Source organism: Pseudomonas sp. rhizo66 (assembly GCF_031931925.1).
GTDB lineage: Bacteria > Pseudomonadota > Gammaproteobacteria > Pseudomonadales > Pseudomonadaceae > Aquipseudomonas.
The window spans coordinates 147135-170382 of the sequence record NZ_JAUJWZ010000015.1; the positions used below are offsets into that span (position 1 = coordinate 147135).

10 protein-coding genes are annotated in these 23248 nt (G+C 61.4%); 5 read left to right on the forward strand and 5 right to left on the reverse strand.

The annotated features are described in order from the left end of the window. Positions 1–5 precede the first annotated feature (5 nt). Positions 6–1790 carry an acyclic terpene utilization AtuA family protein gene (locus tag QZR14_RS18785; protein WP_311997372.1) on the reverse strand — a complete coding sequence of 595 codons (1785 nt, stop codon included), beginning with the start codon at positions 1788–1790 and terminating at the stop codon, positions 6–8. Positions 1791–1975: 185 nt separating this feature from the next. On the opposite strand from QZR14_RS18785, the gene QZR14_RS18790 reads away from it, so the two are divergent. From QZR14_RS18790 to QZR14_RS18800, 3 genes are all read left to right on the forward strand, one after another. After that, positions 1976–2599 (forward strand): TetR/AcrR family transcriptional regulator, encoded by a 624-nt coding sequence (locus QZR14_RS18790; protein WP_123595323.1) that lies wholly within the window; start codon positions 1976–1978, stop codon positions 2597–2599. A 92-nt stretch (positions 2600–2691) separates the two neighbouring features. After that, positions 2692–3489 carry a substrate-binding periplasmic protein gene (locus QZR14_RS18795; RefSeq protein ID WP_311997373.1) on the forward strand — a complete coding sequence of 266 codons (798 nt, stop codon included), beginning with the start codon at positions 2692–2694 and terminating at the stop codon, positions 3487–3489. 87 nt (positions 3490–3576) lie between these two features. Further along, positions 3577–4590 carry a GNAT family N-acetyltransferase gene (locus QZR14_RS18800; RefSeq protein WP_250606123.1) on the forward strand — a complete coding sequence of 338 codons (1014 nt, stop codon included), beginning with the start codon at positions 3577–3579 and terminating at the stop codon, positions 4588–4590. Positions 4591–4698: 108 nt separating this feature from the next. Here QZR14_RS18800 and QZR14_RS18805 read toward each other — a convergent pair whose 3' ends face one another. Then, complete coding sequence (locus QZR14_RS18805; protein WP_250606124.1) at positions 4699–5253, reverse strand: RNA polymerase factor sigma-70; 555 nt, start codon at positions 5251–5253, stop codon at positions 4699–4701. Between the two features lie 371 nt (positions 5254–5624). Between QZR14_RS18805 and QZR14_RS18810 the strand changes: the two genes are divergently transcribed. Then, positions 5625–18623, forward strand: coding sequence for a non-ribosomal peptide synthetase (locus QZR14_RS18810; protein ID WP_311997374.1), 12999 nt, complete (start codon positions 5625–5627; stop codon positions 18621–18623). A gap of 244 nt (positions 18624–18867) precedes the next feature. Continuing rightward, entirely contained in the window at positions 18868–19680 is an 813-nt protein-coding gene (locus QZR14_RS18815) for an alpha/beta fold hydrolase (RefSeq protein ID WP_311997375.1), read from the forward strand. Positions 19681–19762: 82 nt separating this feature from the next. Here the strand turns inward: QZR14_RS18815 and dsbG are convergent, their stop codons facing one another. Genes dsbG through dsbD form a run of 3 tightly spaced genes read right to left on the reverse strand, consistent with a single transcriptional unit; the run spans position 19763 to position 23123 of the window. After that, complete coding sequence (gene dsbG, locus QZR14_RS18820) at positions 19763–20533, reverse strand: thiol:disulfide interchange protein DsbG (protein ID WP_141127405.1); 771 nt, start codon at positions 20531–20533, stop codon at positions 19763–19765. Beyond that, the gene (locus QZR14_RS18825) at positions 20509–21390 is read right to left on the reverse strand and encodes a TlpA disulfide reductase family protein (RefSeq protein ID WP_250606127.1); all 882 of its coding nucleotides are present in this window, start codon (positions 21388–21390) and stop codon (positions 20509–20511) included. The genes dsbG and QZR14_RS18825 overlap by 25 nt, the downstream gene beginning before the upstream one ends. Further along, positions 21390–23123 carry a protein-disulfide reductase DsbD gene (gene dsbD / locus QZR14_RS18830; protein WP_250606128.1) on the reverse strand — a complete coding sequence of 578 codons (1734 nt, stop codon included), beginning with the start codon at positions 23121–23123 and terminating at the stop codon, positions 21390–21392. The genes QZR14_RS18825 and dsbD overlap by 1 nt, the downstream gene beginning before the upstream one ends. Positions 23124–23248 lie beyond the last annotated feature (125 nt).

The following is a 23248-nucleotide window of genomic DNA, read 5'->3' on the forward strand; positions in this document are numbered from 1 at the left end:
ATCCTCTAGTCGAGCTGTTCGGCGATGCTCTGCGGCACCGGGATCTGGATTTCCAACAGTTGCTGGGCGAAGGCTTTGCCTTGCGGATCGATGCGCAGACTGGCCACGCCACCGCCGCCAAGGGCGTTTTCCAGAAGGAAGTTGAGGCTGTGGGTGCCAGGCAAATACCAGCGTTCGACCCGGCCGTGGATCGGGTCGAGCACGTGGCTCATCCAGTCGACCACGACGGCCGGGGTCAGCGCTTCGGCGATCCACGGCAGGTATTCGGGTTTGCGCGGCATCACGCCGATGTTGCTGTGATTGCCCTTGTCACCGGAGCGCGCCACGGCCAGTTTCACCAGCGCTACGCTGGCATCGGCGCGGCCCAGTGGTTTGGGCGGTTGCTGGGGCAGGGGCAAGTCCGCGCTGTCGAGTGAGCTGAGCGAGGGCAGGGCGCATGGATAACGTTCACCGGCCATATCGATCTGCACGGTGCAGGCGCTTTTATCGATCAGGAATGAAAACAGACGAATCAGCGGGTACACCGTTGGCCGCCCGCCGACGATGCCGGTCAGCCCCGGCGCCATGCCGGTGGCAGCCTGGGCGATTTCCCGGGAGAACAGCAGCAGTGCCTGTTTGTTCGGGTGGCGCACAGCGAGTTTGATCACCACTTCGCGGCTGTCGTGGCGTTGACCATGAGGGCCGTAGGTGGCTTCGCTACCGAGCAGTTCGATGTTGGTTTCGCTGTAAGGCGCCAAGCCGCGCTGGCTGAACATCTCCGAGGTCTTGTCGATGATCGCCTGACTGACGCGTCGCGCCTTGTCCACCGCATCGATGCCGGCGATCAGGCAACTGGCAGTGCAACGAAAACCATCCGGATAGGTGGCGCTGACCTTGTATTTATCGCTCGGCGGCAGGCCTTTGGCGCCGTGGACGTGCACGGCATGCTTGCCTTGTTGCTGAAGTTTGACCTCGGTGAAATCGCAGACCACATCGGGCAATAGATAGGCCTGGGGATCGCCGATTTCATACAGCATTTGCTCGCCGACGGTCAGCGTAGTGACCAGTCCGCCGCTGCCTTCAGGCTTGCTGACGATGAATTGGCTGTCGGCGCTGACCTCAACGATCGGGAAGCCGATGTGTTCGTAATCCGGCACCTCGCGCCAATCGGTGAAATTGCCGCCGGTGCATTGCGCGCCGCATTCGATGATGTGCCCGGCGAGCGCGGCCTGGGCGAGTTTGTCGTAGTCGTGCCACGACCAGCCGAATTCGTGCACCAGCGCCGCGCTGACCACGGCGCTGTCGACCACGCGCCCGGTGATGACAATGTCAGCGCCCAGGCGCAGCGCTTCGACAATGCCCGGCGCGCCAAGGTAGGCGTTGGTTGACACGCACATCGGCGGCAGCGCGGCGCCGCTGAACATTTCGGTGATGCCGCTGAGCTGTTTGAACCGTGGTTGCAGGTCATCGCCGAGTAAAACGGCGATTTTCAGCGCGACGCCGGCCTTGTCGCACGCCGCTTGCAGGGCGGCGGCGCAGGCTTGCGGATTGATCCCGCCGGCATTGCTGATCACGCGGATGTTCTGCTCGGCCAGTTGTGGCAGCAGTGGTGTCAATACGTCGATGAAGTCGCTGGCAAAACCCGCTTGCGGGTCCTTCATGCGTGCCCCGGCCATGATCGACATCGTGATCTCGGCCAGGTAATCGAACACCAGATAATCAAGCTTGCCGCCGTCCACTAACTGCGCGGCGGCGGTCGAGGTGTCTCCCCAGAATGCACTGGCGCATCCGATGCGAACGGTGGTGGGCATTTTTTATCTCCGACTCAGCAACCTGCGACAGAAGTGTCTGGAGGCTACCAAGCAAGCGCTTGGTTTGTAAACAGTTGAAACTATCTTCTGCCCAAGCGCTTGCTTGGTTGCCGCTGGCGGCTTAAATTGCGCGCAACCCTGCAGTTTCAGGGGGCAACAGACTGATCGACTGTAGGAGAGAACGGGTGGACGAGCAAAAAGCCCTGAGGGTCATGCGCGATTTGGTCGACGAAGGCCAGTTGACCGACCCCGACAGCGCCCGCGGCAAATTGCTGCAAGTGGCCGCTCACCTGTTCCGTAACAAAGGCTACGAACGCACCACGGTGCGCGATCTGGCCGGTGCCGTCGGCATCCAGTCGGGAAGCATTTTTCATCACTTCAAAAGCAAGGATGAAATCCTCCGTGCGGTGATGGAAGAGACCATCCGCTACAACACCGCGTTGATGCGTGCAGCGCTTGCTGACGCGACCGATGTGCGCGAGCGCGTGCTGGCGCTGATTCGCTGCGAATTGCAGTCGATCATGGGCGGCAGCGGTGAAGCCATGGCGGTGCTGGTTTATGAGTGGCGTTCACTGTCCGAAGACGGTCAGGCCAAGGTGCTGGCATTGCGCGATGTTTACGAAGACATCTGGCTGCAAGTGCTGGGTGAGGCCAAAGACGCGGGGTTTATCCGTGGCGACGTATTTATTACCCGACGTTTCCTCACTGGCGCACTGTCGTGGACGACCACCTGGTTCCGTGCCGGCGGCAGTTTGAGCCTCGATCAGTTGGCCGATGAGGCGTTGATTCTGGTCCTTGAAGCGCGTTGAAGCACTTTCTATCCGGCCGGGAAACTGGCTAACTGGGCGAAACCGCCTAGCTTGAATGCATTGATCGGTATTTTTTCGGGGAGTGGGGTGTTTTGAAGTCTTCGCCAATTCGGACGGCCGCGGGGTTGATGCTCGTAGCGCTGGCTGCATTTTTGGTATTGCCCGCTCAGGCAGCGCAATTGGTCCGGGTCGGCGCGGCGCATTTTCCGCCTTACACCGTTCGCCCGGAAAACGGTGCCGACACAGGTCTTCTGCCGCAGTTGGTCGAAGCCCTCAATCGTCTGCAAAGCGACTATCAGTTCGTCCTCGTACCGACCTCGATTCCTCGGCGTTTCGGTGATTTCAAGCAGGGCCGGATCGACATGGCAATTTTCGAGAACCCCGATTGGGGCTGGAAGGAAATTCCCCACACGGATGTCGACATGGGCCTTGAGGATGCGGAGATTTTCGTCGCGCAACGCGAAGACGGTCGGCAGCAGAACTATTTCGCCGACCTCACCGGCAAACGCCTGGCATTGTTCAGCGGTTACCACTACGAGTTCGCCAACTTCAACGCCGACCCCAAATACCTCGCACAGAATTACAACGCGACGCTGACCTATTCCCACGACAGCAACTTGCTGATGGTGCTGCGCCGGCGCGCCGATGTTGCCCTGGTGACACGTTCCTATCTGTTCGATTACCTGTTGCGTAACGAGAAGGTGCGCGACGAATTGCTGGTGTCGCAGCGCATCGATCAGGTCTATCACCATTACGCGATTCTGCGCCCGACCGCGCCGATCACCGGCGCGGCGTTTGGCAAGTTGCTGCAGGGTTTGCGCGACAACGGTGAAATGCTGAAGATTTTCGATCCGTACAAGATTGCCGTGGTGCCGGTGCCTCACCACTGAGGCAGCGATTTCTGGGCAAAGCCTAAATTTTCCTTCCCGGCTCACGTCCCATCGTTGAACTGTCGACGATTATCGTGAGCCCGACCCATGTCCAATCTGAATGACCTGACTGCCCTGGCCTTGCCTTCGGGCAGTCAATTGATCGCTGATGTCAGTGAAAGCCGCCTGAGCCTGAGCCTGGACGGTCAACCGCTGATCCGCTTGCGCCTCGATCGGGAGGCAAAGGGACCGATCCAGATCGATGAACGCTTTGCGCTGCCGCCCGGGCAGGCGTTGTGGGCGGCCTGTTACTGGCTGTTCGCACGGGATCCGGCGTGCCAGCAATTGACTTGGCATCTGGATCAGCCGCCGACCGAAGCCTTGCTCAGTGGCTTGCTGGTGAGCACCGGAGTGGCCGGCGAATATCGCTGCGAGCGCACGCTGTTCTGGCAGTTGCCGCAACCGTGGCTCGGCAACTCCCTGGCGGGCAGCTATCCGCAGCAAATGGTCATCAACGAGGGCAAGCGTCATCCACTGCGTCCGGTCAAACCGCGCGGTGAAGTGTATCGGCGTTTCGATGCGCGTCTTGGTGCGTGGATTTCCCTGCGCACTGTAGAGATCGAAGAAGACCTGTCGCGCTTCAACCGCTGGCAGAACAGCCCGCGCGTTGCCAGTTTCTGGCAAGAAGAGGGCAGCCTCGAGAAACACCGCGAGTACCTGAGCAAACTCGCTGCCGACCCGCACACGCTGACGCTGATTGGCTGTTTCGATGATCAGCCGTTTGCCTATTTCGAAGCCTACTGGGCCAAGGAAGATCGCATCGCGCCGTTCTACGATGCCGACAATTACGACCGCGGCATTCACATGCTGGTCGGCGAAGAAGATCATCGCGGCCCGCACAAAGTGGCGAGCTGGTTATCGGCGCTGGTGCATTACCTGTTTCTCGATGATCCGCGCACTCAGCGGGTGGTTGCCGAGCCTCGGGCCGACAACGCGAAGATGATCGGGCATATGCACAACCAGTGCTTCCACTGCGAGAAAGAGTTCGATTTCCCGCACAAGCGCGCGGCGCTGATGATACTGGGACGTGAGCGGTTTTTTGATCGGTGCAAATTGGCTTGAGGTGATTTAAAGGCAAAAGATCGCAGCCTTCGGCAGCTCATACAGAGGAATGCATTTCCATGTAGGAGCTGCCGAAGGCTGCGATCTTTTTTATCTGTCGACGCGGTCTCAGCGACGACCCACGGCCACCGCCTCTCGACGACTGCCCGACACCTTGCGGCAGTGCACCAGCGCATCGCGAATCATGAAGTTGACCAGCGTTGGCGAAACGCCCAGTTCCTTGGCGATGTCCTTTTGCGGCACGCCGTGCAGCCGGTACATCTCGAACGCATAGCGCGTGCGGTTGGGCAGTTCGGTCAGCGCGTCGGCGATGTTTTCCAGGGTCGAGAAATTGATGTGCGAGGTTTCCGGCGAAGCACCCTGGATGACCACGTTCAGCCCTTCCTCTTCAGGGCCGGAGTACTTCTGCTCAAGCGCCTGTTTGCGGTAATGATCGATGGCGAGGTTGCGCACGATCTGGAACAGATAGCTCAGTTGAGCCTTGATCGACGACGTGATCGGTGGCGCCGATTGCAGGCGGAAAAACGCATCCTGCACCACGTCCTCGGCGCGCGAGCGGCAGCCGGTAATACGGGCTGCAATCTTGACCAGAATCAGTCGATTGTCGACGAATGCCTGAAGTAGCGGTGAATCGCACCTGCTTGTGGATACTTGTTCCGTCATGGAAATCACCTTGCTGCCAAATAGGGTCGTGGGACGCCTTGGGGGAGGGGGGCGTCCTACACATCGAGCGACAAATTATGTTGAATGATAATGATTGTCAATTGAGAAAGAGAAGTAATGCGCTACAAAGGTGCATTCTGAGAACTGCGACACGCCGCCGCACCCCGGCGCTATTGGCGCTCCTGCCCGTCGACTAATTATTTCAAGACGTCATCCGTTCTCATTGGTGAATGGTTCCGGGTATCGAGCCCCGGCCAGACAGCATTCCCAAGCCTTGCGCGGTCGGCACAGACCGCGCCCTGCATGCCCTTCGCGGGGCGTGACGCAGCAACCCGATTCCATTAGCAAGCCGAATTCAGGCAGGAAAACCCATGACCGACGCGTTCGAACTCCCCAGCACCCTGGTCCAAGCCCTCCAGCGCCGCGCGGCCCTGACGCCGGATCGACTGGCCTTGCGTTTTCTCGCCGAAAACCCGGAGCAGGCTGTGGTACTCAGTTATCGCGAGCTGGATCAACGCGCACGCATGATCGCCGCTGCACTGCAGGCTGACGCTGAATTCGGTGATCGCGCGGTGCTGCTGTTCCCAAGTGGCCCGGATTACGTCGCGGCGTTTTTTGGCTGCCTGTACGCAGGGGTGATCGCGGTGCCGGCCTATCCGCCGGAATCCGCGCGCCGTCACCATCAGGAGCGTTTGCTGTCGATCATCGCCGACGCCGAACCGCGTCTGTTGCTGACCAGCGCTGACCTGCGCGACGCCTTGCAGCAGATCGAGGGCGCGCCGCCGTTGTTGTGTGTCGACGCGCTCGACAATTCACTGGCGCAAAACTGGGTTGAACCGAGCCTGCCGCAAGACCACATCGCCTTCCTGCAATACACTTCCGGTTCCACTGCGCTGCCCAAAGGCGTGCAGGTCAGCCATGGCAATCTGGTCGCCAACGAACAGCTGATCCGTCACGGGTTCGGCATCGACGTGAACCCGGACGACGTAATCGTCAGTTGGCTGCCGCTGTATCACGACATGGGTTTGATCGGCGGTCTGCTGCAGCCGATTTTCAGCGGTGTGCCGTGCATCCTGATGTCGCCGGCCTACTTCCTTGCCCGGCCATTGCGCTGGCTGGAAGCGATCAGCGAATACGGCGGCACCATCAGCGGCGGGCCGGACTTCGCCTATCGCTTGTGCAGCGAACGGGTCAGCGAGTCGGCGCTGGAGCGTCTCGACCTGAGCCGCTGGCGCGTGGCCTATTCCGGCTCCGAGCCGATCCGTCTCGACACCCTTGAGCGCTTCGCCGAGAAGTTCGCCGCATGCGGTTTCAGTGAGGGCAGTTTCATGGCCTCGTACGGTCTGGCCGAGGCCACGCTATTCGTCGCCGGCACCCCGCGCGGCACCGGTATTCCGGTGTTGCGCGTGAACGATCAAGCCTTTGCGCAAAACCGCGCCGAACCGGGCGATGGCAGCCCGATCATGAGTTGCGGCATCAGCCAGCCGGAACACGCCGTGCTGATCGTTGAACCGAACACGCTGGTCGAACTTGCCGATAACGCCGTTGGTGAAGTCTGGGCCGCCGGCCCGAGCATCGCCAACGGCTACTGGCGCAACCCTGAAGCCAGCGCCAAGACCTTCGTCCAGCACGCCGGGCGCACCTGGCTACGCACCGGTGACCTTGGCTTCATGCGCGGCGCTGAACTGTTTATCACTGGCCGCCTGAAAGACATGCTCATCGTGCGCGGCCATAACCTCTATCCGCAGGACATCGAGAAAACGATCGAGAACGAAGTGGAAGTGGTGCGCAAGGGCCGCGTCGCGGCGTTCGCGGTCAATCAGGATGGCGAGGAGGGTATCGGCATCGCCGCAGAAATCAGCCGCAGCGTGCAGAAAATCCTTGCGCCGCAGGCGTTGATCAAAGCCATCCGCCAAGCCGTGGCTGAGGCATATCAGGAAGCGCCAAGCGTCGTGGTGTTGCTTAATCCGGGCGCACTGCCCAAAACCTCCAGCGGCAAATTACAGCGTTCGGCGTGCCGCAATCGTCTGGCCGATGGCAGCCTCGACAGCTACGCAGTGTTCCCGTCGAGCACCGCTGAAAGCCAGGACGCAGTCACCAGCGCCTCGGAGCTTGAAGCCTTGATCGCGAAAATCTGGGCCGAACAACTCAACGTCAAACAGGTCAACGCCGACGACCACTTCTTCCTGCTCGGCGGTAACTCGATCGCCGCCACGCAAGTCATCGCCCGGGTTCGCGAAGAACTCAGCCTTGAGCTGAACCTGCGTCTGCTCTTCGAGGCGCCGACCTTGTCCGCGTTTGCGGCTGCCGTGGCCCAACAGCAACAGGATGGCGGCAACGCCCAAGGTGCAATCACCGCACTGTCGCGCAGCGAGCCGCTGCCGCAATCGCTGGCGCAAAACCGTCTGTGGATCACCTGGCAACTCGACCCGCAGAGCAGCGCCTACAACATTCCCGGTGCCCTGCGTCTGCGCGGTGAACTCGACGAAGACGCCTTGCGTGCCAGCTTCCAGCAACTGATCGAGCGCCATGAATCCCTGCGTACACGCTTCTTCGAACGCGACGGCGTGGCCCTGCAACAAGTCGCAGCCGCCGCCGAATTCAACCTGCAACTGATCGACATCAGCGACATGCCGGCCCATGCGCGTGAACTCCGCGCCCAGCAGATCCGCGAAGACGAAGCACACACCCGATTCGATTTGCAAAAAGGCCCGCTGCTGCGGGTGACACTGGTGCGTCTCGATGACGAGGATCACCAACTGTTGGTGACCCTGCATCACATCATCGCCGACGGCTGGTCACTGAACGTATTGATCGACGAATTCTCGCGGTTGTACGCCGCCGCTTCGCAAGGTGCGAGCGCCAACCTCGCGCCGCTGCCAACCCATTACGCCGACTACGGCAGTTGGCAGCGTCAATGGTTGGCGCAAGGCGAGGGCGAGCGACAACTGACGTACTGGAAAGCGCAACTGGGTGACGAGCATCCGACCCTGGAACTGGCCACCGATCACCCGCGTTCGGCGCAAAAAAATCGCAGCGCCGCACGCCACACCGTGCGTCTGGGCGCGAGCGTGAGCGATGCGATCCGCAACACGGCGCAAGCTCACCAATCGACGCCGTTCATGCTGCTGCTCTCGGCGTTTCAGAGCCTGCTGCATCGCTACAGCGGACAGCGCGACATTCGTATCGGTGTACCGAACGCCAACCGTCCACGCCTGGAAACCCAGGGCCTGATCGGCTTCTTTATCAACACGCAAGTGTTGCGCGCGCAGATCGATTCGCGCTTGTCATTCGTTGCGCTGCTGGCCCAGACCCGCGACGCTGCACTCGGTGCCCAGGCGAATCAGGATCTGCCGTTCGAACAGCTCCTCGAAGCCTTCCCGCAAGCCCGCGAATACGGCTTGTTCCAGGTCATGTTCAACCACCAGCAGCGCGATTTGAGTGCGCTCAAGCGTCTGCCGGGGCTGCTCGCCGAAGAGCTGCCGTGGCACAGCCGCGAAGCCAAGTTCGACCTGCAACTGCACAGCGAAGAGGACCGCAACGGGCGTCTGACGCTGTCGTTCGACTACGCCAGCGAACTGTTCGATGCGGCGACCATCGAGCGGCTGGCCGAGCATTTCAGCCACTTGTTGCGCGAGGTCTGCGAACGTCCGGAGCAAGCCATTGGCGATCTGCAACTGCTGACCGCCACTGAGCACGAACAGCAACAACACTGGGGCGTTGCGCCGTGCACCCCGGCGCAACAATGGCTGCCAGAACAGCTCAACGAACAGGCGCGTCTGAACCCGGAACGCACCGCGCTGGTGTGGGACGGCGGCAGTCTCGACTTCGCCGAATTGCACACGCAAGCCAACCGCCTCGCGCATTACCTGCGCGACAAAGGCGTCGGCCCGGATGTTTGCGTGGCCATCGCTGCCGAGCGTTCACCGCAACTGCTGATCGGTCTGTTGGCGATCATCAAGGCGGGCGGTGCTTATGTGCCGCTGGACCCGGATTACCCGGCCGATCGTCTGGCCTACATGCTCAGCGACAGCGGCGTCGAATTGCTCCTGACCCAGACCGAATTGCTCGGTCGCTTGCCGGCCTGCGCCGGTGTCAGCGTCATCGCCATGGACGCCTTGCACCTGGAAAACTGGCCGAGTCAGGCACCGGGTCTGCACCTGCACGGTGACAACCTCGCCTACGTGATTTACACCTCGGGCTCCACCGGCCAACCGAAAGGTGTCGGCAACACCCATGCGGCACTGGCCGAACGTCTGCAATGGATGCAGAATACTTACCGCCTCAATGAAACCGATGTGCTGATGCAAAAGGCGCCGATCAGCTTCGACGTGTCGGTGTGGGAGTGCTTCTGGCCATTGATCACCGGCGCGCGTCTGTTGATCGCCGGCCCCGGCGAACACCGTGATCCGCATCGCATCGCCCAACTGGTTCAGGAATACGGCGTGACCACGCTGCACTTCGTGCCGCCGCTGCTCTCGCTGTTCATCGATGAACCGCTGAGCGCCGAATGCACCAGCCTGCGCCGGGTGTTCTGCGGCGGTGAAGCGCTGCCGGCCGAACTGCGCAACCGCGTACTCGCGCAATTGCCGGCCGTGCAATTGCACAACCGTTATGGCCCGACCGAAACCGCGATCAACGTTACCCACTGGCATTGCAGCGCTGCCGATGGCGAACGCTCGCCGATTGGCCGGCCGCTGGGTAACGTGATTTGCCGTGTGCTCGATGCTGATCTCAATCCAGTGCCGGCCGGTGTGCCGGGTGAACTGTGCATCAGCGGTATCGGTCTGGCCCGGGGTTACCTCGGTCGTCCTGCCCTGACGGCCGAGCGTTTTGTGGTCGATCCGTTGGGCGAGCAGGGCGCTCGTTTGTACCGCACTGGCGACCGCGCGCGCTGGACCGCCGATGGCGTGATCGAATACCTCGGTCGCCTCGATCAGCAGGTCAAGCTGCGTGGCTTCCGCGTCGAACCGGAAGAAATCGAATCGCGTTTGCTCGCGCAGAACGGCGTCGCCCAAGCCGTGGTGCTGGTACGCGAAACCGCTGCCGGTGCACAACTGATCGGCTACTTCACCGCAACCGATGCCAGTGAAGATCACGACGAGCAAATCACTCGCCTGAAAACTGCTCTGGCCGCCGAACTGCCGGAATACATGGTCCCGGCGCAACTCATGCGTCTGGACGCAATGCCCCTCAGCCCGAGCGGCAAACTCGACCGCCGCGCCTTGCCCGAGCCGCAATGGCAAGTGCGTGAACACGTCGAACCGGTGACAGAACTGGAACAGCAGATCGCCGCGATCTGGCGCGAAGTGCTGGGCTTGACTCGGGTCGGCCTGCGCGATGACTTCTTCGCCCTCGGCGGTCATTCCTTGCTGGCCACGCAAATCATCTCGCGCACCCGTCAGGCCTGCGACGTCGAACTGCCGCTGCGTGCATTGTTCGAACACAGCGAACTGGCTGATTTTGCCGAACAGATCCGCCTGATCCAGGCCAGTGGTCGCACCAATAAACAACCGCCAATCGCCAAGGTTGATCGCAGCCAACCGGTGCCGCTGTCGTACTCGCAACAGCGCATGTGGTTCCTCTGGCAGATGGAGCCGGACAGTCCGGCGTACAACGTTGGCGGCATGGCGCGCCTGCGTGGCGTGCTGCATGTCGAGCGTTTCGAGTCAGCGTTGCAAGCGCTGATCCTGCGCCATGAAACCCTGCGCACCACGTTCCCGAGTGTCGACGGCGTCGCCCGTCAGCAGGTGCATGGCGAAACCGGCGTGCGCATGGGCTGGAAGGATTTCTCAAAACTTGCCACCGATGTGCGTGAGCAAAAGGTTCAGCAACTGGCCGATGAAGAGGCGCATCTGCCGTTCGACCTGGAAACCGGTCCGCTGCTGCGCGCCTGCCTTGTGAAAACTGCCGAGCAAGAACATTACTTCGTCCTGACCCTGCACCACATCGTCACTGAAGGCTGGGCGATGGACATCTTCGCCCGCGAACTCAGTGCGCTGTACGAATCGTTTGTCGATGACCGCGATTCGCCGCTTGAGCCGCTGCCGGTGCAGTACCTCGACTACAGCGTCTGGCAGCGCAACTGGCTGGAATCCGGCGAGCGTCAGCGCCAACTCGACTACTGGACGGCGCAACTCGGTCGTGAGCATCCACTGCTGGAATTGCCCGGCGACCGTCCGCGTCCCCCAGTGCAAAGCCATCAGGGCGAACTGTTCCGCTTCGACCTCAGCGATGACCTCGCCGCACGGGTGCGTGCGTTCAATGCGCAAAACGGCCTGACTCTGTTCATGACCATGACTGCGGCGCTGGCCACGTTGCTCTACCGCTACAGCGGCCAGAACGATCTGCGCATCGGTGCGCCGGTGGCCAACCGCATCCGCCCGGAAAGTGAAGGGCTGATCGGTGCATTCCTCAACACTCAGGTGCTGCGTTGCCAGCTCGACGGCATGATGTCGGTCGGTGAGTTGTTCGAGCAGGTGCGTCACACCGTGATCGAGGGCCAGTCGCACCAAGACCTGCCGTTCGATCATCTGGTGGAAGCCTTGCAGCCGCCGCGCAGCGCCGCCTACAACCCGCTGTTCCAGGTGATGTGCAACGTGCAGCGCTGGGAATTCCAGCAGAGCCGCATGCTTGCCGGCATGACCGTCGAGTATCTGGCCAACGATGCGCGGGCGACCAAGTTCGACCTCAACCTGGAAGTCACCGACCTTGATCATCGCCTTGGTTGCTGCCTGACCTACAGCACGGATCTGTTCGATGAACCGACCATTGCCCGCATGGCCAAGCATTGGCGCAACTTGCTGGAAGCGCTGATCGCCGACCCGCAACAACGCCTCAGCGAATTGCCGCTGCTCGACCAACCCGAGCAACAGCGCCTGCTCGACAGCCTCGGCATCGAGCCGGGCGAGCATCGTCTCGATCAGTGCATCCATCACTTGTTCGCCGAACAGGCGCTGGCGCGCAAAGATGCACCTGCGCTGACCTTCGCCGGGCAAACCCTGAGCTACGCCGAACTCGACGCCCGCGCCAATCGGTTGGCCTGGGCCTTGCGTGAGCGCGGTGTCGGCCCGCAAGTGCGTGTCGGTCTGGCACTGGAGCGCTCGCTGGAAATGGTCATCGGCCTGCTGGCGATTCTCAAGGCTGGCGGTGCGTATGTGCCGCTGGACCCGGAGTACCCGCTCGACCGTCTGCATTACATGATCGAAGACAGCCGCATCGGCCTGCTGCTCAGTGATCGCGCGATGTTCAAGGCCCTTGGCGATCTGCCGCGAGATGTGGCGTGCTGGTGCCTGGAAGATGACAGCGCGGCACTCGTCGCTTACCCGTCCACTGAGCTGCCGTTTATCAGTCTGCCGCAGCATCAGGCCTACCTGATTTATACCTCGGGTTCGACCGGTAAACCGAAGGGCGTGGTGGTCTCCCACGGCGAAATCGCCATGCATTGCCAAGCCGTGATCGAGCGTTTCGGCATGCGCCCGGACGACTGCGAGCTGCATTTCTATTCGATCAACTTCGATGCGGCCACCGAGCGTCTGTTGGTGCCGCTGCTCAGTGGCGCGCAGGTTGTATTGCGTGCGCAAGGTCAGTGGGACGCGGAAGAAATCTGCGCCTTGATCCGCACGCATAAAATCAACGTCCTCGGTTTCACCCCGAGCTACGGCAGCCAGTTGGCGCAGTTCCTCTCGACGCAAAACCAGATCTTGCCGGTGCGGATGATCATCACCGGCGGCGAAGCGCTGACCGGTGAACACCTGCAGCGGATTCGCGCGGCGTTCCAACCGGCAATGTTTTTCAACGCTTACGGCCCGACCGAAACCGTGGTCATGCCCCTGGCCAGTCTGGCGCCGGAGGTGCTGGAGGAGGGTGCCGGCAGTGTGCCGATCGGCAGTGTGATCGGCGCGCGCGTGGCGTACATTCTCGACGCCGATCTGGCGCTGGTGCCGCAAGGTGCAACCGGTGAATTGTTCGTTGGCGGTGCCGGTCTGGCCCAGGCTTATCACGACCGTCCAGGCATTACCGCCGAACGTTTTGTCGCTGACCCGTTTGCCATCGATGGCGGGCGCATGTACCGCACTGGCGATCTGGTGCGCCAGCGTGCCGATGGTTTGGTGGAATACCTGGGCCGGATCGACCATCAGGTGAAGATCCGTGGTTTCCGTATCGAACTCGGCGAAATCGAAACCCGTCTGCTCGATCATGACTCGATCCGCGAAGCCGTGGTGCTCGCTCTGGATGCACCAAGCGGCAAACAACTCGTTGGCTATTTAGTCACTGAAGTTGCCGAGCAAAGCGAAGCCAATCAAGCAGAACTGCGCGACGCGCTCAAGGCGCACCTCAAGGCACAATTGCCGGATTACATGGTGCCGACGCACCTGATTCTGCTGGCAAGCATGCCGCTGACCGCCAACGGCAAACTCGACCGCCGCGCCTTGCCGGCGCCGGATCCGGAGCTCAATCGTCAGGACTACGTCGCGCCAAGTAACGAACTGGAACAGACACTGGCGCAGATCTGGTGCGAAGTGCTCAACGTCGAACAGGTTGGCCTCAACGACAACTTCTTTGAGCTGGGCGGCGACTCGATTCTGTCGATTCAAGTGGTCAGCCGTGCGCGTCAGCAGGGCATTCATTTCAGCCCGCGTGATCTGTTCCAGCACCAGACTGTGCAGACACTGGCCGCTGTGGCCAGCCGTAGCGAGCAGGTGACGGCCGAGCAAGGTCTGGTGGTGGGTGAATCGGCCCTGACACCGATTCAGCATTGGTTCTTCGACACCGATATTCCTCAACGCCAGCACTGGAATCAGGCGTTATTGCTGGAGCCGACCGCAACCCTTGAACCGCATCGTCTGGAGCAGGCGCTGCTGGCGGTGATCGAGCAGCATGACGCCTTGCGTCTGCGCTTCAGCGAAGTCAACGGCGCGTGGCAAGCGACGCACCAACCGGTGTCCGATGCGGCGGTGTTGTGGCAGGCGCGGGTTACCTCGATGGACAAGTGCGAGGCGCTGTTTGCCGACGCGCAACGCAGCCTCGATCTGCAAAATGGCCCGCTGGTTCGCGCCTTGCTGGTCGATGGCCCTGAAGGTCAGCAACGTCTGTTTATCGCGATCCATCACTTGGTGGTCGACGGCGTCTCGTGGCGCGTATTGCTCGACGATCTGCAAACCGTGTATCGCCAACTCGACGCCGAACAAGCGGTAAAACTGCCGGCGAAAACCAGTGCCTTCAAGGACTGGGCGGCACGCTTGCAGGCCTACGCCGGCAGCGAATCCCTGCGCGAAGAACTCGACTGGTGGCAGACCCGACTGGCCGGCCCGAGCGCTGATCTGCCTTGCGAAAATCCCCAGGGCGGCCAGCAGAATCGCCACGCGCAAACCGTCAGCGTACGCCTTGATGCCGAGCAAACCCGGCAGCTGCTGCAACAAGCTCCGAGCGCTTATCGCACTCAGGTAAACGACCTGTTGCTGACCGCATTGGCCCGCGTACTCTGTCGCTGGAGCGGTCAACCGTCGGCGCTGATTCAACTGGAAGGCCACGGTCGCGAAACCCTGTTCGACGAGATCGATCTGACCCGCACCGTCGGTTGGTTCACCAGCGCTTACCCACTGCGTCTGACCCCGCACAACATCGAAGAAGCCGCCGGGCAGGGCGCTTCGATCAAGGCGATCAAAGAGCAACTGCGCGCGGTGCCGCACAAAGGCCTCGGCTACGGAGTGCTGCGTTATCTCGCCGATGACCTCAGCCAGCGCAGCATGGCCGCGCTGCCGCAGGCGCCGGTCACCTTCAACTACCTCGGCCAGTTCGACCAGAGCTTCGGCAGCGATGCGCTGTTCCGTCCGCTGGAGGAAGCGGTCGGCGCCGCCCACGATCCGCAGGCGCCGTTGCCCAACGAGTTGAGCATCGACAGTCAGGTTTACGGTGGTGAACTGCTGCTGCGCTGGACCTTCAGCGCCGAGCGGTATGACGCGCAGACCATCAACGATCTGGCCGACGCTTACCTCGGTGAGCTGCAAAGCCTGATCGCCCATTGCCTGCAAGACGAGGCCGGTGGCCTGACGCCGTCGGACTTCCCGCTGGCCAGACTGACTCAGGCACAACTCGATGCCTTGCCGGTGCCCGCCGCACACATCGAAGACGTCTATCCGCTGACGCCGATGCAGGAAGGCATGTTGCTGCATACCTTGCTCGAACCGGGCACCGGTCTGTACTACATGCAGGATCGCTACCGCATCAACAGCGAACTCGACCCGCAGCGTTTCGCTCAGGCCTGGCAAGCGGTGGTCGCCCGTCACGAAGCGCTGCGCGCGTCGTTCTGCTGGAACGTCGGCGAAGACATGCTGCAAGTAATCCATACCCCGGGCCGTACGCCGATCGAGTATCTGGACTGGAGCGCCATCACCGAAGCCGAGCAGGAACCCAAGCTGCAAGCCCTGCTGAAAAGCGAGCGCGAAGCCGGCTTCGATCTGCTCAATCAGGCACCGTTCCACCTGCGCCTGATCAAGGTCGGCGCGGCGCGTTACTGGTTCATGATGAGCAACCACCACATTCTCATCGATGCCTGGTGCCGCTCGTTGCTGATGAACGACTTCTTTGAAATCTACACCGCCCTTGGTGAAGGTCGCGAAGCGCAATTGAGCGTGCCGCCGCGTTACCGCGACTATATCGGTTGGCTGCAACGCCAGAGCCTCGCCGAAGCACGGCAGTGGTGGCAGCAGAACCTGCAAGGGTTTGAGCGCACCACGCCTATTCCGAGCGACCGGCCGTTCCTGCGCGAACATGCCGGTGAAAGCGGCGGCATGATCGTCGGCGACCGCTACACCCGCCTCAATGTCGAGGACGGCGCGCGGCTGCGGGAACTGGCGCAGGCCCATCAACTGACCATCAACACCTTCGCCCAAGCGGCATGGGCGCTGGTACTGCGGCGCATGAGCGGCGATCGTGACGTGCTGTTCGGCGTCACCGTGGCCGGGCGTCCGGTGGACATGCCGGAGATGCAACGCACCGTCGGCCTGTTCATCAACAGCATCGCCCTGCGGGTGAAAATGCCTGAGGACGATCAGCGCAGCAGCGTGCGTGAGTGGCTCAGCGCTTTGCTCGACAGCAACATGCAACTGCGTGAGTACGAATACCTGCCGTTGGTGAACATCCAGGAACAAAGCGAATTGCCGAAAGGCCAGCCACTGTTCGACAGCCTGTTCGTGTTCGAAAACGCTCCGGTGGAAGTCTCGGTACTCGATCGCGCGCAGAGCCTCAATGCGACCTCGGACTCCGGCCGAACCCACACCAACTTCCCGCTGACGGCGGTGTGCTACCCGGGCGATGACCTCGGTCTGCACCTGTCTTATGACCAGCGTTACTTTGACGAATCGACCATCGAGCGCATGCTCGGAGAGTTCAAGCGTCTGCTGCTGGCGCTGGTCGATGGCTTCCATGGCGACATGGCTGATCTGCCGCTGCTGGGCGTCGAGGAACAGGACTTCCTGCTCCACGGTTGCAACCAGAGTGCCCACGATTATCCGCTGGAGCAGAGCTACGTCGCGCTGTTTGAAGCGCAGGTTGCCGCGCATCCGCAGCGTATCGCCGCCAGTTGCCTGGATCAGCAGCAGAGCTATGCCGAGTTGAACCAGAATGCCAACCGCCTCGGTCATGCACTGGTCGCCGCCGGTGTGCAGATGGATCAACCGGTGGCCTTGCTCGGCGAACGTAACCTTGACCTGCTCGGCATGATCATCGGCAGCTTCAAGGCTGGCGCGGGTTATCTGCCACTGGATCCGGGTCTGCCGAGTCAGCGTCTGCAACGCATCATCGAACTGAGCCACACGCCGGTGCTGGTCTGCAGCGCAGCGTGCCACGCACAGGCGCAGACCTTGCTGGATGAATTCAGCTGCGCCAATCGCCCACGCTTGCTGGTGTGGGAAGAGATTCAGGCGGCGGCGATATCGGCGCAGGACCTGGGCATTTACAGCGGCCCGGACAACCTCGCTTACGTGATTTACACCTCGGGCTCCACCGGCCTGCCGAAAGGCGTGATGGTCGAGCAGCGCGGCATGCTCAATAACCAGTTGAGCAAGGTGCCGTATCTGAACCTCAGCGAGGCCGACGTGATTGCGCAGACCGCTTCGCAAAGCTTCGATATCTCGGTCTGGCAGTTCCTTGCCGCGCCGCTGTTCGGTGCGCGGGTGGACATCGTGCCGAATACCATCGCCCACGATCCGCAGGGGTTGCTGGTGCATGTGCAGGCCCAGGGCATCACTGTGCTGGAGAGTGTGCCGTCGCTGATTCAGGGCATGCTCGCCTCGGAGCGCCTGAGCCTTGATGGCTTGCGCTGGATGTTGCCGACCGGTGAAGCCATGCCGCCGGAACTGGCGCACCAATGGCTGCTGCGTTACCCGGACATTGGTCTGGTCAACGCCTATGGCCCGGCGGAATGCTCGGATGACGTGGCGTTTTTCCGTGTCGACATGGCTTCAACGCGCGGCAGTTACTTGCCGATCGGCACGCCGACCGACAACAACTTGCTGTACCTGGTCGATGGCGCGCTGGAACTGGTGCCGTTGGGCGCGGTGGGTGAGTTGTGTGTAGCGGGCACGGGTGTCGGTCGCGGTTATGTCAGCGATCCGCTGCGCACCGCGCCGGTGTTTGTGCCGAACCCGTTCGGTGCGCCGGGCGAGCGTCTGTATCGCACCGGTGACCTGGCGCGACGTCGCAGTGACGGCGTGCTGGAATACGTTGGCCGGGTTGACCATCAGGTGAAGATCCGTGGTTATCGCATCGAGCTGGGTGAAATCGAGGCGCGTCTGCATGAGCAACCAGAAGTGCGCGACGGCGCGGTCGGCGTGCAGGAAGGCGTCAACGGTAAACACTTGGTGGGTTATCTGGTCGCGGCAGACTCCGCGCTGAATCCGAGCGAACGCCTGGAGCGGATCAAGCAGCGCCTGCGTGCCGAACTGCCGGAGTACATGGTGCCGCTGCACTGGCTGTGGCTTGAGCAGATGCCGCTGAATGCCAACGGCAAACTCGATCGCAAAGCCTTGCCGGCGCTGGAGATCGGGCAGTTGCAGAGCGAGGATTATCTGGCGCCGCGCAATGATCTTGAGCAGACGTTGGCTGACATTTGGGCCGAAGTGTTGAAGGTCGAACAGGTCGGTGTGCGCGACAACTTCTTCGAGTTGGGCGGGCATTCGTTGCTGGCCACGCAGATCGCCTCGCGCGTGCAGAAAACCCTGCAACGGGATGTGCCGCTGCGGGCGATGTTCGAGTGCAGCACGGTGGCGGAACTGGCCGAGTACATTGATGGACTGGCGGCGAGTGATATCACCGAGGAGAAGGTTGATCGGTTGAATGATCTGATGGCGGAGCTGGAGGGCCTTTGATTCTCTAGTGCCCGTACCGGCCTCATCGCTGGCAAGTCGCATCGTCGCACCGCAGCTCCCACAGTTTCGGCGCTTTACACAAACTTTGTGAACGACGTTGATCCCTGTGGGAGCTGGCTTGCCAGCGATGGCGTCAGTGCGTTCAACACCATTCAACCGGCACACCCGCGTACATTTCCAGGGTTGACGATCAGCAACCGGCAGCTCAGTCTGCCGGTTCTCTTTTTTGTCGCGGGGGTGGTCGATGCCTTTTTTTACGGTGGACGGACAAGCGCTGCATTACATTGATCAAGGCACCGGTCCGGCGGTACTGCTGGCCGGGAGTTATCTATGGGATCAGGCCATGTGGGCGCCGCAGATCGCCGCGCTGTCGCCGCACTATCGGGTGATTGCGCTGGATCTGTGGGGCCACGGTGAGTCGGGACGGTTGCCTGAAGGCACGACATCCCTGGACGACATCGCCCGTCAGGCGCAGGCTCTGCTCGATCATCTGGATATCGACCGCGTCACCCTGATTGGCCTGTCGGTCGGCGGCATGTGGGGCGTGCGTCTGGCGTTGTCGGCACCGCAACGGATCAACGGTCTGGTATTGATGGACACCTACGTTGGCGTCGAACCTGAACCCACCCGTCAGTATTACTTCTCGCTGTTCAAGCAAATTGAGGAAACCGGCGAAATCTCCGAGCAACTACTGGATATCGTCGTGCCGATTTTCTTCCGTCCGGGGATCGATCCGCAGTCGGCGCTGTATCAGGATTTCCGCGCGAAACTGGCGGCGTACTCCTCGGATCGACTGCGCGAAAGCATCGTACCGATGGGGCGTATAACCTTTGGGCGTGACGACTTGTTGCCACGGCTGGGCGAGTTCAACGCAGCGACCACGCTGGTGCTGTGTGGCGATCAGGACAAACCACGTCCACCGTCGGAAGCCCAGGAAATGGCTGAGTTGATCGGTTGCCCGTGGGTGTTGGTGCCGGAAGCGGGGCATATCTCCAATCTGGAGAATCCCGAGTTTGTCACTGAAGCGTTGCTCGCCTTTTTGGCTGAGCGGCATTGAAAGGATCGCAGCCTGCGGCAGCTCCTACAGAAAGCGCGTTCCCATGTAGGAGCTGCCGCAGGCTGCGATCTTTTGATCTTGCTTATTTAGGCCCGAGAATCTTCGCCAACTTGTCCGGCGAAGGCGCGCCTTGCTGCTGTTGCAGTTCGCCCTTGTCATCCATGTAGAAAATCGCCGGCGTGGCTTGCAAGTCGAGGTCTTCCATCAACTGCATGTTCGCCGCCAGTTTGGTCTGCACGGCCACCGGAATGTCTTTCAAGGCTTTGAGCGAGCTGCCCTTGCCAGCCTTTTCGTGATCTTCCAGGGCCTTGGCCGGATCTTTCGCGGCCAGCAATGCCGCCGATTTGCCCGGGCTGTCCTCGCGGATGATGCCGACCATGATGTGCCGCAGTTGCACCTTGCCGGCCTTGACCCATGGCCGTGCCTGTTCCCAGAACATGTTGCAGTACGGGCAGTTCGGATCGCTGAACAGGTACACGGTGCGCGGTGCATCCTTGTTGCCGTCCTGAATCCAGTTGCTCGCTTCGAATTTGGCCCAGACTTCTTTGGCCATCGGCGCGTAAACCAGTTTTTGCAGTGGCTCGCTGCTCAGGTCCTTGCCATCGGCGTCGTACAGATTACCCAACAGAACATGCTTGCCATCCGGGGTCAGGTACAACGCCATGCCGCGATTCTGATACTGCGCCGCATACCCGCGCAGGCCATCGGGGGCGTCGAACTGGCCGACGATTTTTGCGCCTTTGGCTTCGATCTGTTTGATCGCCGCAGGCAATTCTTCAGCAGCCTGCACCGACGGCAAGTGCAGCAGGGCGGTACCCAGAGTCAGCGTCAGCAGGTGGCGGAGGCGGGGCATGGCAATTTCCTTGCAGAGGTGGCCGGTGCAGTGGCCGGGTTCGAATTCGGGATCGGAGTGGCGAAGTTTTCCAGCGCACGCGCCAGGCTGGCGTTGGACAGCTCGCCCAGGTGGCTGGTCAGTAGGCGACCGTCAGGGCTATAGAACAGCGTAGTCGGCAAGGCCATGGAGCCGACGGCCTGACCGAGGCGGCCGCTGCGGTCAAACAGCACGTTGTTGAGGCTCAGGCCCTGGGTTTCGAGAAACGTCGCCACGCTTTGCATGCTTTCGGCCTGATTGACGAACAGGAAGGTCAGGTCCGGGCGTTGCATCTGGGCGTTTTCCAGCACCGGCATCTCGCGGCGGCACGGTGGGCACCAGGTCGCCCACAGGTTGATCACCAGCGGGCCGCCCTGATAGTCACGGAGCTGGATGGTTTCCCCGGCCGCATTGCGCAGGGTAATGTCCGGCAGTCGCGTGCCTTGTTCGTAGAGGTTCAATGACAGTGTCGCCAACAACCAGAACGCCACGCCGCTGGCCACGCCAAAGCCCAGCGGGCGACGCAGGCCCGGACGACGCCAGCCGCGATACAGCGCTGCGAGCAACAGCACGATCACCCCCGGCCAGGCGAGGAAACCACCGTCACGCAAGTCGATGATCTGCCACAGGTCATTACGATAGTGCGACCAGTACAGCAGCACAAAGGCAACTCGTGCCGCGAGCATGCCCAGCAGAAACAGGCTGAACAATGCCGACTCGGGGTTATCGCCACCCCGCTTGGCCACTCGCCAGCCGACAAAAGTCGCCAGCGCCAGGGCACTGATCAGCAGCAGATGGTTGAGCGCGATGGCAAAGGTACCGAGGGTTAGCGTCAGCATTAGTTGGCGTCCCGGGTGGTGGCCCAGCGTTGCAGGAACGTCTCGGCATCGACTTCGCCGGTGATGCGCTGGCTGCGGCGCTCTTCGCCATCAGCACCGATCCAGATGAAAGTTGGCGGCCCCGGTACTTTGTAGCGGCTCAGCAGTTCGCGGCTGGCGGCATTGTCAGCGGTGACATCGAGGCGCAGCAGGCGCACGTCACTCAGTGCTTGCATGACCTTGTCTTTGCCGAACACTTGCTTCTCCATGACCTTGCACGACACGCACCAGTCCGCGTAGTAATCGAGCAACACCCACTGGCCTTGAGCCTTGGCGGCATCGAGTTCGCGCTGCAGTGCAGCCGGTTCCTTGATCGTGGTGAATGCGTCGTGAGCCGATGGCGCCGCTGTGCTGGCGTGGCCGGCACTGTAGACCTGCAACGGTTGATACGGATCATCGCTGCCGCCCGCCGCACCAATCACCAGCAAACTGCCCCACAGCCCAAGCAACAACGAGCTGGCGCCGAACAACTGGGCAACGCGGCCAAAACCTTCGGACTGTTTCCAGGCACAGAACGCAGCGATCAACAGCAGTGCACCGCACAGGCCCAGCCACAACGACGTATCCAGTACCGGGCGCAGCATCAGCAGCGCGGTGGCGAGGAAGAGGAAACCGAACACGCCTTTGAGCAGATTCATCCACGCGCCCGGTTTGGGCAGGAAGCGATTGCCCACGGTCACCAGCAACAGCAGCGGCACACCGATGCCGATGCCCAGCGAAAACAGAATCAAGCCACCGTGCAGCGCGTTGCCGGTCTGCGCGATATACAGCAATGCACCGGCCAGCGGCGCGGTCATGCACGGCCCGACCAGCAGGCCGGACAAGGCACCGAGCGCCCCGGCGCCGATCAGGCTGCCGCCACTGCGGCTGCGCGAGGCGTGCTCAAGACGATCACGTAGAGCCACCGGCAGTTGCAGTTCGAAGAAGCCGAACATCGGCAAGGCCAGCACCACGAAGACCGCGGCGAACGTGCCGAGCAGCCACGGATTCTGCAACCATGCCTGCAGGTTTGCGCCGAGCAGCGCAGCAATGACCCCCATCGCCGCATACACCAACGCCATGCAGATCACATAACTGCCGGCCAACGCGAAACCGCGACGCGGAGTGGCGCCACTGCCAACGACCATGCCGGCCAGAATCGGCAGCATCGGCAACGTGCAAGGTGTGAACGCCAGCAACAGACCGAGACCAAAAAATACCAGTAGGCTCCAGCCCAACGCGCGTTGTTGCAGGCTGCTGGCCAATGCCTGATCCGGCGCTTCAGCGCTGGCGGCCACCGCCGCTTTGCCACCCAGATCAATGACCCGGGTTTGCGGTGGATAGCACAGACCGGCATCGGCACAGCCCTGATAGCTGACCTTGATCTGGCCTGTGGCTGCCGCCGGGATTTTCACTTCCAGCCCTTGGCGATAGACCGGTTGCTCGCCGAAAAACTCGTCGCTGTGGGATTCGCCTTCAGGCAGCGCGGGCTGTTGCTCTGCGCTCAGCCCTTCGAATTTCAGGCGTTTCTGATACAGGTAATAGCCGTCGGTGATTTGCCAGAACAGCTGGGTCTCACCGGATTCCAGGCGTTCGGAGGTGAGCACGAATGCCTGGTCGACCGGCAGAAAGTCCGGTTTTGTCTCAAATGGATTGTTTCCAGCCTGGGCCAGACTTGAAATCAGCAGTGCAAACAATAGAAAAAAATGACGCATGGAGAAGCCTTGTCCCTGTGCAAGTGAGGTGCACAATGGGCGGCGGCGATTAACCGATGATTAACCGCCACGCCCTTGTTGCTGTGACGTTCGGGGCATAATGTCAGCTTAATCGGCCAACTGCC